The sequence below is a fragment of the Nocardia sp. 852002-20019_SCH5090214 genome, from assembly GCF_001665865.1.
Taxonomy (GTDB): domain Bacteria; phylum Actinomycetota; class Actinomycetes; order Mycobacteriales; family Mycobacteriaceae; genus Nocardia; species Nocardia nova.
In genome coordinates, this window is record NZ_LZMK01000299.1 from 17,537 (window position 1) to 33,575 (window position 16,039).

General features: G+C 67.3%; 16 protein-coding genes and 2 pseudogenes. 16 read left to right on the forward strand and 2 right to left on the reverse strand.

Annotated features, from left to right (window positions below; translation table 11 throughout):
* The first annotated feature begins 37 nt into the window (after positions 1–37).
* The 16 genes and pseudogenes from A5780_RS23585 (at position 38) to A5780_RS23660 (ending at position 14,626) form a co-directional block, all read left to right on the forward strand.
* Positions 38–931, forward strand: coding sequence for an oxygenase MpaB family protein (locus A5780_RS23585; RefSeq protein ID WP_064902861.1), 894 nt, complete (start codon positions 38–40; stop codon positions 929–931).
* A 64-nt stretch (positions 932–995) separates the two neighbouring features.
* Positions 996–1,910 carry an alpha/beta fold hydrolase gene (locus A5780_RS23590; RefSeq protein ID WP_181068645.1) on the forward strand — a complete coding sequence of 305 codons (915 nt, stop codon included), beginning with the start codon at positions 996–998 and terminating at the stop codon, positions 1,908–1,910.
* 124 nt (positions 1,911–2,034) lie between these two features.
* Positions 2,035–2,477 (forward strand): annotated as a pseudogene (locus tag A5780_RS23595) (NAD-dependent epimerase); the annotation flags it as partial.
* Positions 2,478–2,599: 122 nt separating this feature from the next.
* Positions 2,600–3,058: a FadR/GntR family transcriptional regulator gene (locus A5780_RS23600; RefSeq protein ID WP_064909624.1), complete on the forward strand. Its 459-nt coding sequence runs from the start codon at positions 2,600–2,602 to the stop codon at positions 3,056–3,058.
* Between the two features lie 151 nt (positions 3,059–3,209).
* Positions 3,210–3,842 carry a TetR/AcrR family transcriptional regulator gene (locus A5780_RS23605; RefSeq protein WP_064909625.1) on the forward strand — a complete coding sequence of 211 codons (633 nt, stop codon included), beginning with the start codon at positions 3,210–3,212 and terminating at the stop codon, positions 3,840–3,842.
* A 266-nt stretch (positions 3,843–4,108) separates the two neighbouring features.
* Entirely contained in the window at positions 4,109–5,011 is a 903-nt protein-coding gene (locus A5780_RS23610; RefSeq protein ID WP_082976675.1) for an ABC transporter permease, read from the forward strand.
* Complete coding sequence (locus A5780_RS23615) at positions 5,011–5,895, forward strand: ABC transporter permease (RefSeq protein ID WP_064909626.1); 885 nt, start codon at positions 5,011–5,013, stop codon at positions 5,893–5,895. Before A5780_RS23610 ends, A5780_RS23615 begins: the two co-directional genes overlap by 1 nt.
* 7 nt (positions 5,896–5,902) lie before the next feature.
* Positions 5,903–6,925: an MlaD family protein gene (locus A5780_RS23620; protein ID WP_064909627.1), complete on the forward strand. Its 1,023-nt coding sequence runs from the start codon at positions 5,903–5,905 to the stop codon at positions 6,923–6,925.
* Positions 6,922–7,941: an MlaD family protein gene (locus A5780_RS23625; RefSeq protein WP_064909628.1), complete on the forward strand. Its 1,020-nt coding sequence runs from the start codon at positions 6,922–6,924 to the stop codon at positions 7,939–7,941. The genes A5780_RS23620 and A5780_RS23625 overlap by 4 nt, the downstream gene beginning before the upstream one ends.
* Positions 7,938–8,972, forward strand: coding sequence for an MlaD family protein (locus tag A5780_RS23630; protein ID WP_064909629.1), 1,035 nt, complete (start codon positions 7,938–7,940; stop codon positions 8,970–8,972). The genes A5780_RS23625 and A5780_RS23630 overlap by 4 nt, the downstream gene beginning before the upstream one ends.
* Positions 8,972–10,078 carry an MlaD family protein gene (locus A5780_RS23635; protein WP_146101003.1) on the forward strand — a complete coding sequence of 369 codons (1,107 nt, stop codon included), beginning with the start codon at positions 8,972–8,974 and terminating at the stop codon, positions 10,076–10,078. Before A5780_RS23630 ends, A5780_RS23635 begins: the two co-directional genes overlap by 1 nt.
* Entirely contained in the window at positions 10,075–11,103 is a 1,029-nt protein-coding gene (locus tag A5780_RS23640) for an MlaD family protein (RefSeq protein WP_064909630.1), read from the forward strand. The genes A5780_RS23635 and A5780_RS23640 overlap by 4 nt, the downstream gene beginning before the upstream one ends.
* Positions 11,100–12,050 carry an MlaD family protein gene (locus A5780_RS23645; protein WP_064909631.1) on the forward strand — a complete coding sequence of 317 codons (951 nt, stop codon included), beginning with the start codon at positions 11,100–11,102 and terminating at the stop codon, positions 12,048–12,050. The genes A5780_RS23640 and A5780_RS23645 overlap by 4 nt, the downstream gene beginning before the upstream one ends.
* A 16-nt stretch (positions 12,051–12,066) precedes the next feature.
* Positions 12,067–12,810, forward strand: a complete 744-nt coding sequence (locus tag A5780_RS23650) for a hypothetical protein (RefSeq protein ID WP_064909632.1) — start codon at positions 12,067–12,069, stop codon at positions 12,808–12,810.
* Between the two features lie 74 nt (positions 12,811–12,884).
* A complete protein-coding gene (locus A5780_RS23655) occupies positions 12,885–13,505 on the forward strand; it encodes a TetR/AcrR family transcriptional regulator (protein WP_064909633.1) in 621 nt (206 codons plus the stop codon).
* Positions 13,506–13,633: 128 nt separating this feature from the next.
* Entirely contained in the window at positions 13,634–14,626 is a 993-nt protein-coding gene (locus tag A5780_RS23660; protein ID WP_082976676.1) for an oxygenase MpaB family protein, read from the forward strand.
* Between the two features lie 39 nt (positions 14,627–14,665).
* Here A5780_RS23660 and A5780_RS41240 read toward each other — a convergent pair.
* Both A5780_RS41240 and A5780_RS39355 read right to left on the reverse strand, forming a co-directional pair.
* Positions 14,666–15,040: pseudogene (locus A5780_RS41240) on the reverse strand (enoyl-CoA hydratase/isomerase family protein); the annotation flags it as partial.
* 15 nt (positions 15,041–15,055) lie between these two features.
* Positions 15,056–15,901 (reverse strand): hypothetical protein, encoded by an 846-nt coding sequence (locus A5780_RS39355; RefSeq protein ID WP_369829545.1) that lies wholly within the window; start codon positions 15,899–15,901, stop codon positions 15,056–15,058.
* Positions 15,902–16,039: the final 138 nt, after the last annotated feature.

Here is a 16,039-nt window from a genome sequence, read left to right on the forward strand (position 1 = left end):
TTGTCCCACCTGAGACTTTCGTGCTACCAATAGTCTCATGAGTGAGGCGGAGGCTGCGCTGGAGCGGCCGGCAGCGGACGAGGAGCTCGTGCCCTTGGGGCCGGACTCGGTGGCATGGTCGGTGTTCGGCGAAATGACGTTCGTGCTGGGCGCCTCGCGCCGTCTGCTGATCGACGTCGCCCATCCGGTGGTCGCCACCGGGGTCCGGGAATTCTCGGTGTTCGAGTCCGATCCGTACGGTCGCGCCGAACGGACGCTGGACATGATCATGGGCGTCGTCTACGGGCAGGACGATGCCTTGGCCACCGCCCGGAAACTGCGCGATCTGCATCGGAACATCAAGGGGCGCAACCCCGATGGTTCGCGCTGGAGTTCGCTGAATCCGGAGGCCTTCCACTGGGTGCACGCCAGCCTGGTGCACGGCGTGTACACCCAGCAGAAAGTGCTGGGGCGCGGGTGGCGGCCCGGCGAGGTCGAACAGTTCTACCTGGAAATGCGCCGGGTCGGCAGGCTTTACGGCGTACGTGCGCAGGATATGCCTCCCGACTGGGCCGCGTTCTGCGCTTGGTTCGACCGGATGACGGCCACGACGCTGGAACGGTCCGACATCACCGACCGGGTGCTGGCCGTGGTCGGTAGCCCGAAACCGCCGCCGATGATCCCGGTGCTGCGCCACGCGATGGTCTGGAACTACACCGTGCGTCCGATCGCGGGCCGGGTGCTGACACTGATCACCGCCGGCCTGCTGACGCCCGAACTGCGCGATCTGCTCGGGGTGCGGTGGACGGGCGGCCGGCGAATCACGTTCGGCGCCTTGGCCGCACTCTCGCGCACCGTCCTACCGCGGCTGCCGCGGATCGTCCGGCAGGTCCCGCAGGCGCGACGCGCCGTGCGGCGCGCGCGACAGGCACACCGTGCGGTCGCGGCGTAGTCGGGCGGGCCGGCCCGCGGACTCGCGACATCGGTCCGCGCCTGCCGTCTCCGCTCCCGGCCGAGTGGAGGAGCGGCAGGTCCGCAGCGCCGACGGCGCTCGGATACATGTGGAGATCCACGGCCCCGCGGGCGCGCCCACGATCGTGCTCGCGCACGGCGTGCTGTGCGCGCTGGGCTTCTGGCGTAACCAGATCGCGGCGTTGTCCGGCGAGTATCGAGTGGTGGCCTTCGACCATCGCGGGCACGGTCGCAGCGAATCGCCGCGTCGTGGCCGCTACACCCTCGATCACCTCGCCGACGATCTACATGCGGTGCTGTCCGCCACCGTCCCGGCCGACCGTCCCGCTGTGCTCGCCGGACACTCCCTCGGTGGTATCGCCGTCATGGCTTGGGCGAACCGGTATCCGGACGAGGTCGCCATCCGTACCCGCGCGGTCGCCCTGGTGAACACCACGCCCGGCGAGATCCTCGACAACGTGATGTTCCTGCGTGGCCCGCAACGGCTACTCGGCGCCCGCCTCCGCGTGGCGCGCACGGTTGTGCCGCTGGCCGGGCTTCCGCTGCCGCGCCGGATGCCGGTGCGCCGGCGCTTGCTGTCCTACATCGCGCTCGCGCCGGTCGCCGCGCAGCGCGTCGGACGCGAGCTGGATCGCATGATCGCCGCCACATCCGCGCGCGGCCGAGGTGGCTACGGAGCCATGCTGGTGAATCTCGTAACCGTGCTCGATCCGAGCTCGCTCACCGTCCCCACCCTGGTCATCGCCGGCAGTAGGGACAAGATCGCCCCGCCCGCCCGGTCGCGGGTGATCGCCTCGGCGCTGCCCCGGCTGATCGAACTCCGCGAATTCGACACCGGACATTGCGGGCCGCTCGAGTGTGCCGACGAGATCACCGCGGCATTGCGTGAACTCGCCGCCTACCCGGGCGAATCCGTTGCGCCGCGACGTGATGGACTCGACGAGTGGGTCGTCGGATAAATCACTGTCCGGCACCGGTGACGTGCGGGCCGGCCGCCGTCGGGTCGAGTCTGCGATCGAGCCTCGGGACAATGGAGCAGGTAATGCGGTGGGTGTGTAAGTGGTGACGGGGGCGGCGTCCGGAATGGGCCGGGCGGCGGCGGAGCAGTTGCGCGAGCGGGGCCATACGGTGGTCGGCGTCGATTGAAGGACGCACAAGTGCTCGCCGATTTGCCGACAGCGGCCGGGCGCCGCGCCGCGATCGACGGTGTGCTCGCGGAGGTGGACGGGCGCCTCGACGGCGCGATCCTCGCGGCGGGGGTCGGGCCGTCGCCGGGGACGGACCGGCCGCGGCTGATCTTCGAGGTGAACTACTTCGGCGTTGTCGAACTGCTCGATGGTTGGCGCTCGGCGCTGGCGGGTGCGGATGAGGCGAAAGTTGTAGTGTTCGGAAGCAATTCGACGACCACCACCCCGTTGGTCCCGCGTCGGGCCATTCGTGCACTGCTGGCGGGAGACATCGAGAAGGCGCTGCGGGCCTTGCGGATCTTCGGTCGGAACGCGCCGTCGATCGCGTACGGCACGTCGTGCGCCGTGGTTCCCGTGGCGGCGCGCGTGTACTCGAACCCGATCCCATGGTGGCCGCGCGTCACGTCGGTTTGCTACTCCAGTTGCAGGGCACCACGATTCGGGATGTCTACGAGGCGCGGATGGTGACCGAACCGGTCTGTGCCCGGATGCTCGCCGAGCGGCGGACCGAACAAGATCTCGCCGATCTGCAGACGGTGCTCGACCGATTGCGTGCGATCGTCGAGGCCGGCTTCGAGGCGATTCCCGACGTATCCACCTGGTCCTCGGCGAGTTATCGCTTCCACGAGCTGATCATGCAGCGGTGCGGGAACAAGACGCTGGCCGTCCAGGGCGCGGTCCTCGCCGATATCGTCGACACCCATGTCCAGCAGTCACTGGCGAAGGAGCTGGGCAGGAAAGGGAATATGCCCGAACGCTTCGGGAAGACCTTGCGTTCCTTCGCCAAGACCATAAAGCTCATCGAGGCCGGTGACGGTGATGCCGTCGAAAAGCATTGGCGCAAACATATGGAAGTCGCCGCGACCTACTTCTTCTCCAGCGATGCGGAGAATACTCCGGTAATCGATCTCTTCGGCTGATATGCGGCCTCGGCCGGTGAATCTGCGGGCGGCGTAGCCGACGGATTCATCGGCCGTTTTTGTCCGATTCGCGTGCTGCAAAGAACCGATTTGAGAGTGATAAAGGCATTCTTTCCCTGTCTCATCGCAGCGGTGATACTGTTCCTGAACTATGAGTCTCACGCCGGTTCGTTCGCTGCTGATGGGCGCCCTCGTCGGCCAGCCCGTCGAGGTGGACGCGACCGACGCCGCCATCCTCGAAGCCACGATCGGGTGCCTGAGCCATCACGGTCTGGAACGCATGACCGTCGCCGATGTGGCCGCGTCGGCCGGAGTCGGACGTGCCACCGTCTTCCGTCGCTTCGCGACCAAAGAGGAACTCGTCCAGCGGGCCTTCGCCTGGGAACTCGGTCACATCGTCGAGGCGTTCCACGCGGCGATCGACGCGATCGAGGATCCGCTCGACCGGGCGGTCGAATGGATAGTGGAGGCGATTCGGGTCGTGCGCACTCATCCCGTGGCACGACGGCTCGTCGACGACAAGGCCGGACTGCCGTTGCTGAACGACCCGCAGATCGCGGACATGCTGATCACGTCGGTCGGTAACGAGCTCGACCTCACCGCCCGGCGCGCCGGGGTCGTCTTCGACACCGAGGTGGCCGCCGAGATGATCGTCCGTTTCTTCGGCAGCGTGTGGCTCACTCCCGCCCTGGGCACGGCCACCGCCACCGAGGACGGAGTGCGCCGGTTCGCGCGAACCATGCTGTCCTTTCTGACCGTTGCGCCGGTGCCGGAAGGCGGCTGATACCGAGCCGGAACGCCGCTGGCACCGCGCCCCCACGAGAATCGCCTTCAACGTCGAGGAGCATCCGACCATGAACGACATCACGTCCCGCCACCGGCCTCGGCCTGCGCTGAGGGTCAATGCACAACTGTCTCGCTCGGGAAGAAGCGAGTCCCACTCGGCCTGAACGCGAGCCGTCCGTCACCAGCGATCGAACCGCCGGCACAGCCCGGCATTCGGCGCCGGTTCAGCATGCCCTCGATGCTTCGTACGAAGGAACCCACCCGATGACCCCGTCACCCGCGACGGACCCCGTTCCGGCCCACCCGCCGGGGCGCGACCAGGACCATCACTCGAGCGGGGCCGAACCGCGTGACCAGCCGCCCGTCCGCGCGGGCGCACGTTTCACCGCCCGGACGGCCGACGCCACCCGCACCCTCGGCAGACTTTTCCGGCTCGGATTCCGCGCCTCCGCGTTCACCGTCGCCGATATCTGCCGCGGCCGGTTTCCCTTGCGGGACACGGTGGTTCAGGGCTGGTTCTTCGTCTCGGTGTCCGCCCTTCCGGCGGTGCTGGTCGCGCTTCCGCTCGGCGTGGTCATCGCCGTGCAGGTCGGCAGTATGACCGACAATGTCGGGGCCAACTCGATGGCCGGCGCGGTCGGCGGCATGGGCGTGATGCAGCAGATTGCCCCGCTGGCCGCCGCGCTGCTGGTCGGCGGCGCCGGGGGCTCGGCGATCGCGGCAGATCTGGCTTCCCGCACCATCCGCGAGGAAATCGATGCCCTGCGGACGATGGGCGTCGACCCGCATCGGCGTCTGGTCGCCCCGCGAATCCTGGCCATGGTCGTGGTGGCGCCCATGCTGTCGGTGCTGATCATCCTGATGAGCATCGTCGCGAGCTTCGCGGTCGCCGCGCTGGGCCAGGGAGTGGCGCCCGGTTCTTACTGGCTGTCCTTCGGCAGCTTCGCCTCGGTCACCGACCTCCTGGTCTGTCTCGGCAAGGCGGCGGTGTTCGGCTATGTGGTGGCGGTGATCTCCAGCCACCGCGGGCTCGAGGCCGAGGGCGGCCCGAAAGGGGTCGCCGACAGTGTCAACGCCGCCGTGGTTCTCGGCATCCTCGCCTGCATGGTCGTGAACCTCGTCATCACCCAGATCGTCCTGATGTTCGTACCCATGAGGTTTCTGTGATGTCCCAGCTCCCCGCCGGCACCGTAGATACGCCGGCTCGATACCGCCCGTGGTTACTGCGCTGGCTACGATATTCCGAGCGCCTGTGGGATCCTCTCGAATCCTTCGGCCATCACCTGCACTTCGTGATGTCGGCAGTTGCGGGCATCGGTCACGCGTTGCGGATGAACCGCCGCCAGACCGTCGCGATATTCACCGATCTGACGTGGGGTAACGGTCGCGCGGTCATCATCGGCGGCGGAGTTGCCCCGGTTTTGGCCGTCATGGGCGTCGTGGCGGGCGGGATGGTCGGCATCGTCGGCTTCTCCGCTCTCGACATGCTCGGTATGGGGCCGCTCGCCGGCGCAATGTCGGCGCTCGCCAATCCTCGGGAGCTCGCCCCGCTGATCGCCGCCATCGGTTTCGCCGCGCAGGCCGGATGCCGGATCACCGCCGAGGTGGGCGCGATGCGCATCTCCGAGGAGATCGACGCCCTCGAAGCCCAGGCTATCCGGCCGATCCCGTACGTTGTCTCCACCCGGCTGATCGCCGCCGTGGGCGCGGTCGTCCCGTCGTATCTCATCGCGCTGGCCCTGGGCTTCGCGACCACCGGCGCGACCGTCACCCTCGTGGAGGGACAGGCCGCGGGCGCCTACGAGCACTACTTCCACATGTTCACCGAGCCGATCGACCTGATCTATTCACTGATCAAGGTCGTGGTGTTCGTCCTCGTCGTCACCCTCGTCCATGCCTACGAGGGGTTCCATGCCACCGGCGGACCGGAAGGAGTCGGAATCGCCTCCGGCCGGGCGATCCGCGCCAGCCTGGTGATGATCGTGACCACCGACATGATGCTGACCCTGTGCATGTGGGGCTTCGACGCGACCATCAGTTTCGCGGGGTGAGCAGACGATGAGCAGAGCAGCACAGTTCTCGGTGCATGGACCGGGCCGATGGGGTCTGCGACTCCGGGGCGTCGTCGTCATCGTGGTCGTCGCGCTGATTCTCGTCCTGGCGTGGCGGGTCACCCAGCCCGATCGCGCTGGGCAGATCCAATTCTCGGTCGAGGCAGCCGACCTCGGCGACGGAGTGTCCACCGATACCACGGTGCGCTTGCGGGGTATGTCGATCGGGTCGGTGGTCGGGGTGCAGGCGCGGGGGCCGCACCGGCAGCGGGTCACCGTCAGCGTCGACGCCGACCCCCTGCGGGAACTGTCCACCTCGATGAATACCCGCTTCGTTTCCTCGAACCTCTTCGGGTCGACAGCATTCGAACTGATCCCCATGCCCGGCGGCCGGCCCATCCGTCCGAACGCCGTGCTGCAACTCGGTGATGTCGGGGACTACACGGTCACCACCGTGATGCGGAATTCGGGCCGGCTGCTGTTGGATGTCGTGACCGATCAGCTGTCGACGTCGATAGACAATGCCGCCCAACTCACCGAGGAGATGGCGCCGATGCTCGCCTCGGCGCTGCTGGTCGTGCGAGCCTCGGCACGAGCCCGCGACATGTCCCTGAGCGAACTGCTTCCACACCTTGCCGACGTGTCCGAGGGTATGGCGGCGTTCACCCCCTCGGCACTGAACATCCTGCACTCGCTCGCGGCGGTGGAGGAACTGGACGACGACTTCCGCGCTCGGCAGGCGAGCGCCACCATCACCGAGGTATCGAATCTGGTGATGGCACTGTCCGGCCAGGTGGTCGGCGCCCTCGGCTCGACCTCGGAGACGGTCGACATGCTGCTGGATCTGCTCATCCCGCTGAATCGGTCCCTGAAAAACGTAACGCCCGAACAGGTTTCGCGGCTGATCGGCGGCCTCGACGGGGCTCTGCATCGAGAGGGCGACAAGGTGGTGCTCGGAGTCGACGCACTCGTGCGAACCTTTCCGGCGTTCCGGGTTCCGCTCGACGCCACCGGCGGAGGTGCGCGATGAAGACACCACGCCAGGCCGCCGCCCGACTCGCCCTGCTCGCGGGTGTCGTCGTCGTGATCATCGTCCTCATCGTCCAGGCCATTCAACGACCGGTCGGCGGATCCACCACGGCGTATCGCGCCCAGTTCGGGGATGTCTTCGGACTGAAGCCGAATGCCGACGTGCGGCTGCGCGGCGTGCAGATCGGCAAGGTGACCGGTATCGAGGTGTCGGACCAGGGGCGCGCGATCGTCGAATTCACGGTGCGTGACGAATACCGGCTGCGCGCGCCCGACCGGGTCGCGATCAAATTCCAGAATCTGACCGGGCAGCGCTATATGGAACTGCAGCGCAGCGACGAGAAGGCGCCGCTGCTCGATCCGCACGAACTATTCACCCACACGGTGGATTCGTTCGACATCACCACCTTGTTCAACGGGCTCGAACCGCTGCTGCGCGACGCCGATCCCGCCGTTTACAACCGGTTGGCCACCAACGTCGCGGCTCTGATCGACGGCACCGAGAACAGCGTCACTCCGGTCATGCGCGATATCGCCACACTGGCGAGGTGCGCCGGCGATCGCAGCGCGCTGATGAGCACCATCCTCGACAATCTCGAATCCCTGTCGGATCGCTTGCAGGGCCGGTCCCAGAATCTGGAGAACATTCTGCAGGTCTTCCACTCCATCTTCGCCCCGATGGTGGCCCGGATGAGCGAACTTGCCGCTCTGGTCAAGAACGGCGCACTGGAAATGTCGGAGGTCTCGCAGCTCGTCGATTCCCTGTCGCAGCTGGGTCTCGGCGCGAGCGACCGCAACGACGAATTCACCCGGCGTGTTTCGGAAGTGATTCCCGACCCGGGTACCGCACTGCGGACGCTGTCGGTTCTGCCCGGAGTCTTCGCCGGGCTCAACGCCCTCATTCCCGGAACCGACCCGAGTCGGCAGTGCAGCAACGGCACGGTGTCATTGCCTGTCACCGCCGATGTCCTCGTCGAAGGCCGGCAGCTCGTCGTCTGTAAGGGAGGTGGCCGATGAGTCTGCGTCGCCTGAGTCTGCCGCGCCGCCTTCCCGCATTCGACTTCGGAGCCGAAGACGTCGGCCCGCGCGGCCAAATGCGCTGGGCGCTCGGCGGACTCGCCGTGTTCGCTGTGATCGCCGGAATCGTGCTGGCGTTGTACCTGCGCCCGCCGGGGACCTCCAGCTACCACCTGGAACTGCCGGAGTCGGGTGGTCTCGTGGCCGGCGACGATGTCCGCATCGCAGGTGTACCTGTCGGAAGTGTCCGATCCATGACCCTCGCCGATCATCACGTCGATGTGACGTTCACCGTCCGATCGCGTTACCGGCTCGGGGATCTCACCTCCGTGTCGATCCGGATGCTGACGCCCATCGGGGGCTTCTATCTGGCCGTTCACCCCGAGGGAAGCAAACCGCTGACCGGCAGCATTCCGGCCGAACGGGCGACATTGCCGTTCCTGCTCGGCAACCTCTACGAAAAGTCCGACGCCGTGGTGACCCGTCTCGACCCCAATGCGCTACGCACCGCACTGGACAAAGCGGCCGCAGTCCTGACGGAGTCACCGGGAGCGGTCCGATCCACGGTCGAAGATCTGGAATCGGTGGCCACCGTGCTGTCGAAGCAGAAGACTCAGATCGAGAATCTGCTCGCACTTTCCGACGAGTACCTGCGTACGGCCGACGACAACAAGGATCTGGCCGTCGAGATCATTCGCGGATACGCGATGCTGGGGCCCCAGATCGTCGCGGCCCGTAACGATCTCCAGGTCTTCGCCGACGGTGTCGCGAACCTGAGCGGCCTGCTGTTCGACTTCCTCGGCGGCCCCTACGCCGAAAAGGTGGAACCACTGCTGCCGCCGCTCGAACAGGCGGGTGACCGCGGGGCGGAGTTGCTGAAGTCCGTCGATTCGATGATGTCCTCCATGACCGCGACGCTGACCGGCCTCGCGAAGATCGCGGGTCCCGACGGGCAGGCACTGATCGATCAGAGCGGGTTGACGACCCCGCGACTCGACGTCTGTCTTCCGGTCCCGGGAAAGCAGTGCTGATGGCACTACATCTCACCCGGAAACGAGCGCTCGCGACGGCCGCAGCGGCGGTGGTGCTGGTGACCGCCGCCGGCGTCACGACGGCACGAACGCTGAACGAAGCCGATACCCAGCATGTGTGTGCGCTTTTCAAGGATTCGTTCGGTCTGTATCCCGGTTCCCCGGTGACCATCAGGGGGATAGCGGTCGGGACCGTGCGAGCCATCGAGCCGGACGGCGCCCGGGTCCGGGTGGATATGACGACCGACCGGCGCACGCTCCCGGCGGGCACCGGAGCCGTGATCACCAATTCGTCGATCCTGACCGACCGGCGCGTGGAACTGGTCAACGCCGATCCCGGTCCCGGGCCCGCGCTGCCGTCGGACACCTGTATCGATACGGTGCGAACCCGCACCCCGGTGACGGTGTCCGACGCTCTCGCCTCGTTCTCCGGCCTGGTCCGCACGATGACCGAGCGCGGGCCCGACGGTACAGCGCCCCTGGAATCGGCATTGCGCAGTGCCGGCGGCGAATTCGCCGGGATGGGGCCCGTCGTGAATCGCGAACTGCGTTCGCTCGCCGATCTGTTGGCCGCACCGGACACTTTCATGGCCCGGCTCGGCGAACTGCTCGACAACTCCGCCGAACTGACCACCTTCGTCACCGCCAACTGGGACGACGTCAAGACCACGTTGCAGACCTTCGCGCCGGGCCTGCACGCGATCCAGGACATGCTCATCGTCGCGAAGATTCTCGTCGAGAAACTCTCTCACGCAGTGGATCCGCTGAATCGGCTGTTCCACGAACATTTCCCGTATCTGATGAACGTGCTGCGTTCCACCCTTCCGGTGGCGACGATGGTGCGTACCCGCACCGAACAGTCCGCCGATCTGCTCGCCAAGATTCCCGGCATCGTGCAGATGCTGCAGACCACCATCGCGGCACAGCCCGGCACGCTCGCGGTCGACATCCGTCCGCCGCGAACCGAGGTGGCCACCCCGGACCCCGCGCAGCTGTGCGCCGCCCTCGCACAGCTCGGCCCGAACGCGTGCACCGTGCGGTCCGGCCGATCGGTATCGATACCGCTGCCCGAACTGGTGCTGTCGACGATCGGAGCAACGCCGTGACCACCACTCTCACTCGCCTGCGCCGTGCGATCGGTATCGGAGTCACGACCCTGATCGTGTTGTGCGGGTGCGGTTTCGACCCCAGCGATCACGCCCTGCCCGGGGCCGGTGTGCACGGCCCGACCTATCGGCTGAATCTCGAGTTCACCTCGCTGTTGAGCCTGCCGGCGGGTGCGGACGTGCGCAGCGGCGGGATCTCGGTCGGCACCTTGAAGTCGATCAGCCTGGAACCGCACAGCGCGGTCGCGCACATCGATGTGCGGGATTCGGTCGTCGTTCCCGCCGGCACCCGCGCCGAACTGCGGCTGACGACCATGCTGGGCGATATCTACATCGCCTTGCTGCCGCCCGACAGCGACGGCGCCGCGCCGTTGCGCGACGGGGATACGATTCCGCTGGCGCAGACCGATCCCGGTCCGCAGGTCGAGCAGATGCTCGAGCGGATCGCGACTTTCGTCAACGGCGGCAGCGTGATCCGGCTGCAGGATTCGATCGCCCGGCTCAACGACGTGCTTCCCGACGATCCCGCGCAGACCCGCGCGCTGGCCTCCGCCGCGGCGAAGGACGTCAGCGATGCCGCCGGGAACCTCGATCAGATAGACCGGATCGTGAAGGCGACCGACGATCTGTCACAGCGCCTGCACGACGCACGCGATCAGATCGGTTTCACCTTCTCCGATACCGCGCGTCGGCGCCTGGACCGGGTGCCGTACTTCATGGAGGCCGTGCTCAACACCGTCATCGACGCCAACACCCTGGTCACCGGTCTGCAGTGGCTGATACCACGGCTACCGCACATCAACGAGAACCTCGCGAAGATCGTGCCGCTGATTCGTGAACCCTCGCCCAGCGCAACGCAATTGGCGGGTAACGCCGCGGCGATGGTGGGGCTGGTCAGGGACAAGCTGATCCCGTTCCTGCTCGGCCCGGGAGTCGACCTCCGTCAGGTCAGCATCGTCGGCTCGCCCGGAGATTCGACGAAGGACGCCCTGGTACTCCTGCGCATGATCGGAGCGATGCCGTGACCCGCATACCCGCATGGCTGTCGGCCCTGGCGCTGGTCGGCGTCATGATTCTGGGCTCGTGGTATCTCGTCGCCGGCGTGCTGCGCATCGATCCGACGCACCGCCGCCATCACGCCACGGTCGAGCTCCACGACGCGGCGGGGCTGCGGGCCGGCTCCCAGGTGGTCTACCGGGGCGTGAACATCGGACGGGTGGACGAGGTGCGCAATGTGCCTGGCACGGTCCGCATGCGGATCTCCTACGACGCGAAATACCGGATCCCCGTGCACAGCACGATGCGGGTCGAGAATCTGTCGGCGCTGGGGGAGCCGGTTTTCGCGTTTCTCCCGGAGTCGAACGCGGGCCCGTGGCTCGCAGACGGCGCACATCTGACCGAGACGGTGACATTGCCGACCTCGGTCCCCGATCTGCTCGCGACCGTCTCGGGTCTGCTTGATCAGACCGACACCGAATCCGTCCGCCGGCTCGTCGACGCGTTCTCCCAGTCGGTAACGGGTTTGGAAGCCACCATGCCGGCGGCGCGCCGCGGCGCCGAGTTGCTGCTGACTACCCTGTCCGCGCACGAGGGCTCGCTCGAGGTGGTCTTGCGTGATCTGGTGCGGATGATGCGCGATGTGGATTGGGCCCGGCCCGCGATGACCGCCGCACCGCCGATGCTCGACGAGTTCGGCGAGAACCTCGGTATCTCCTACAAGTATCTGTTCCAAGGATCGTCGGTGCTGCGGGGCAACGAGATTCTGGGCTCGTGGCGTCATCAGGAGGGCGAGCTGGCCGAATTCCTGGCGCAGCTGGCCCCCGAGATCGGCGCCATCGGAGTGGCCTTACGGCCGGCCACCAGGGCGACCGGGCCGTTGCTCGGCTCGATCGATATCGGCACGTTGCTCGAACAGGCGATCGCGACGCTGCCGGGCGACAGTGTCCGATTCACCGTCACCGTCCCCCGATGAGGAGAGAACACGACCCATGACGAATACCGATACCGCACAGGATGTTTCGGAAGCCGACAAGGCCGCGGACGCGAGCGTCACGCCTGCCGGGACCAATCACGCCGACCGGCCGGCCGAGAAACCTGAAGACTCGGCATCGTCGGCCCCGGCGCCTGGTCCGGCCGAGAAGAGCGCGCCAGGTTCGGCCCCGCAGCGGTGGTGGTGGTCGGTGCGCGCGGTCGCAGCCGTCGCTGTCGCCGCGCTCGTCGTCGCGGTGACATTCGTGGCGCTGTGGGCCACCGACGATTCGGCGGACCGGTTGGCTGCCCTGCAGAGCCGTCTGGACACCGAGGCGGCCGCCGAACACACGGCCTCGACATACGCCCTGAACGTATCGAAGGTCGATTTCCACGATCTGGCCGGATGGCGTGCCGCGCTGACCCACGGCGTCTCCGGACAGCTCGCGCCGAAACTCGATGCCGCCGTGGACGTCGTGGGGCCGTGGCTGACGGAAATGGAATACACCGCGACCGCGCGACTGCTGGCCGCCAAGGTCGCCCAGAGTGACGGGAACAGATTCGTCGTGCAGGTGTTCGTCGACATGACGTCCAAGAGCAAACAGGCTCCGGACGGGGTCGCGGCCACGGCGACCTACACGGTGACGATGGACCGGGCGTCGAACTGGACGATCACCGATGTCGGCGGCGTGGGAGCCGGACTGCCGGGCGGGGCGAGCAAGCCTGCACCCGCACCCGCACCCGAGCCCCATGGTGGCCGTTGATCCGGTAGTGCCGGTCGTGCGGTCGACGGGGTCCGTGCGGCGACCCGAACGGCCCAGAATCATGGAGGTACGCGATGTCGGGAACCGCGCGGCAGGTGCCGAGGAAGATTCCCCGGCAGGAACGATCGCGACGGATGGTCGAGCGGATACTCGATTCGTGTGCCCGCCTGCTGATCGCGGGCGGCTACGACGGTGTGTCGACCCACCGGATCGCCGCGGACGCCGGTATCAGCTCCGGCAGTCTCTACCAATATTTTCCCAACAAGGACGCCATCGTTGCGATGACGGTGGAGCGGATGATCGGCGAGATCGCCGGTGGCTTGCTGAGTGCGCTGACCGCGGGTGGTGCGGGGGCGCCGGAACAACAAGTGCGTGCCGCGGTGGCCGCCGCCCTCGACCTCACCGAGCAGAATCGAGAACTCGTCCGTGTCCTGGTGGAACAGATGCCACGCCTGGGCGGCTCGACCGAGTTGAAGATCGTCGAGCAACGGGCCGGTGACCTCATCGCCGGATATCTCGCCGCGGTCACCCGCGCCGGAGACCCCGGCCGCGCTTTCGCTATGGCGTGGATGGCCTTCCACGCCTTCCAGCAGATCATCATTCGCTACGTCCTCGACCGCCCGGCCATTCCTCGTGAACAGTTCGTCGACGAACTCACGCGGTTGCTGATTACTTTCACCGGGAGGCGAAGATAATGCGGCGCCCTTCGCCGACGGCGCGCCGTCGTAACGGACTTCACCCTTGTGAGCTGGTATTTCACGGTCGTATCGCGGTCCGAAAATGCGACTGGTATGCGATTTATCACTCGCGTTACGCTTTTTCGATGGTTACCGAATCTGTTTCCGAAAGTGTCGGGACGCCAACCGTTTACGATCGGCTCGTCGATTACATGTTCCAGCCGACACGCGATCGCTTCTTCAAGAATGTGCAATTCTCGGAGCCCGCCGGGGACCATGGTTGGTTCGGGCCGGGCAGTGCGGTCTGGTATCTGCACGAGCATTTGCCGACTGTCCAGATCGGTCTCGCCGCGGCGGCCATGATCGAGACGCTGCACCCGGATATGGCGTGGATGGGTTACGAGCACACCCGCGCCCTGGAGCGGATCGACGGCGTGCCGACCGGGCGGTTCGATGCCGATGCGCTGGCCTCGCGCGGCGGCCACACCCTGTCGTTCTTCCTCGGTGTCGCGTTCGGTCCGAGTTCGGTGGCGGAACGGGTTTCGCGTGTCGTGCGCGGGATGCACGACCGTGTCGAGGGCGTGCGGCCCGACGGTCACCCGTACCGCGCCAGCGATCCGGATCTGCTGTGCTGGAACTATTGCACAATGGCGTGGGCCCTGGCCGCCGCCCACGAGCGCTACCACCCGCGGCCGATGCACGGCGAGCGGCTCGAGGAGTTCTTCCGCGAATACGCGCGCATGGGCGTCGAGCTTGGCGCGGCCAACGTGCCGACGACGAAAGCGGGAGTGCACAAGGTGCTGGAGGACTCGCTGCCGGTTCTCGGTGTCACCATGCCGACGGTGGAACATCTGAATCCGCTGGCGCCGTGGCGATATCCCGTCCATCTGCGCCCGCTCTACGGGCTGCTCTTCTGGGTCGTGCAGGATCTGCACCCGATGTGGGCGCAGCGGCTGATGAACACGCCGCAGTACTCGTGGCCGAGGAAGGCGGTGATGCGGGGGGCGGTGCGCTTGCTGGTGCGGGCGATGCGTGACGGCAAGATCCGAGAGGTCCATCAGTCCTATGCCCGCGTGGCGGCCGGAGCCGATTCGCGGCCGGCGTCGGCGCCCGCGGCGAGGGTCGCGGCTGGCAGATGACCTGCGCCGCAACGCCCGCCGGGCCGGGCGTGCCACCGATCACAGGCAGGGATTCGGGCCGATCGCGTCGATCAGGCGCCATCGCAGCGCGGTGGTGGCGTCGATCTGCTCGCCGGTCAGCATCATCCAGGCCGCTCGCCACCGTCCGATGCGTCGTGGGACGCTGACGGTTCCGCCGGCGCCCGGGAGCAAACCCATTTCGATCTCGGGCAAGCGGAAGACGGTCCCCGCATCGGCGCTCACGTGTGTTGCGAAGGCCGCCATCTCGATACCTGCCCCGACGCAGGCTCCCTGGACATGAACGGATATCCGGTCTCGATGCCGGTCCAGCACGCGCCAGGGTGCGCGCTCCAGGCGGACCAGGTAAGCCGCGACGAAATCCGTGGCGGCGCCGAATTCGTCGAGGTCTCCGCCGCTGCAGAAGACGGGTCAGGCCCCACGGATGTCGACCCGTTCGACGGTGGGGTCGACATCGGCTATGCGCAACGCCTCGAGCAGTTCCTCGCGCAGCCGGGAGCTGAGGGCGTTGCGCCGTTCGGGGTGGTCCAGCACGATCGAGAGGGCGTGGTCCGATCGGTGGATACGCACGAGCGGCCGGTCCGGCCATCGGACGGATCGAGGACGCCCCCGCTTCGTCAGCCAGCACGCGAACTCCTTGCCGCTCAGCAACATCGAGTAGACCGCCGCCTCGGCGGCGAGGCCGGCCCCGGTATCCGGGTGCGACGTCCCGCGGAGCAGGCGGGCCAGTGCGACACTCGCACACGGGCTGTATCGCACGGCTTGTTCGACGCGCCGCAGGGCGGTGTAGACGTCAGCCCCTTCGACCACCGCGATGTGATCGGTGGGCACGTCGCAGAGTGTGAATGTGGTGGCGCGCAGCAGTGGTTCGAGCTTCGGCGACGGCGGCCGGTGCAGCACGCCGACCGCGATGCGCGACGAATCGGCGATCGCCGCGGCCGCGCGTTCGATCCGCTCGGAGCGAGGTGCGATACCGGTGCGTGAACCGCAGGCGCGCCGCCCGTGCGGACCTGCGGCGGAACCCGGGGACGACACCGCCCGCGTCCTGCGCTCACTGCGAATTCCGGGATGAGCGTGATCGTCGTCCGCAACGCGGAAATCGGCGGTGTCGGCGGTCTCGATCTCCGCGTGCACGGCACACGGATCACGCGGATCGGGATCGACCTGCCGGCCTCGGATGCCGTGGAGGCGATCGACGTCGGCGGCGGGGCGGTGATACCGGGACTGCACGATCACCACCTCCACCTCCACCTGCACGCTACCGCCGCCGACGCCGCATCGGTGCGGTGCGGCCCGCCCGCCGTCCGCGACCGCCGGGCGTTGGCCGCCGCACTCGCGACCGCCACCGGTGACGAACACGGGTGGGTGCGCGGCGTCGGCTACTTCGACAGTGTC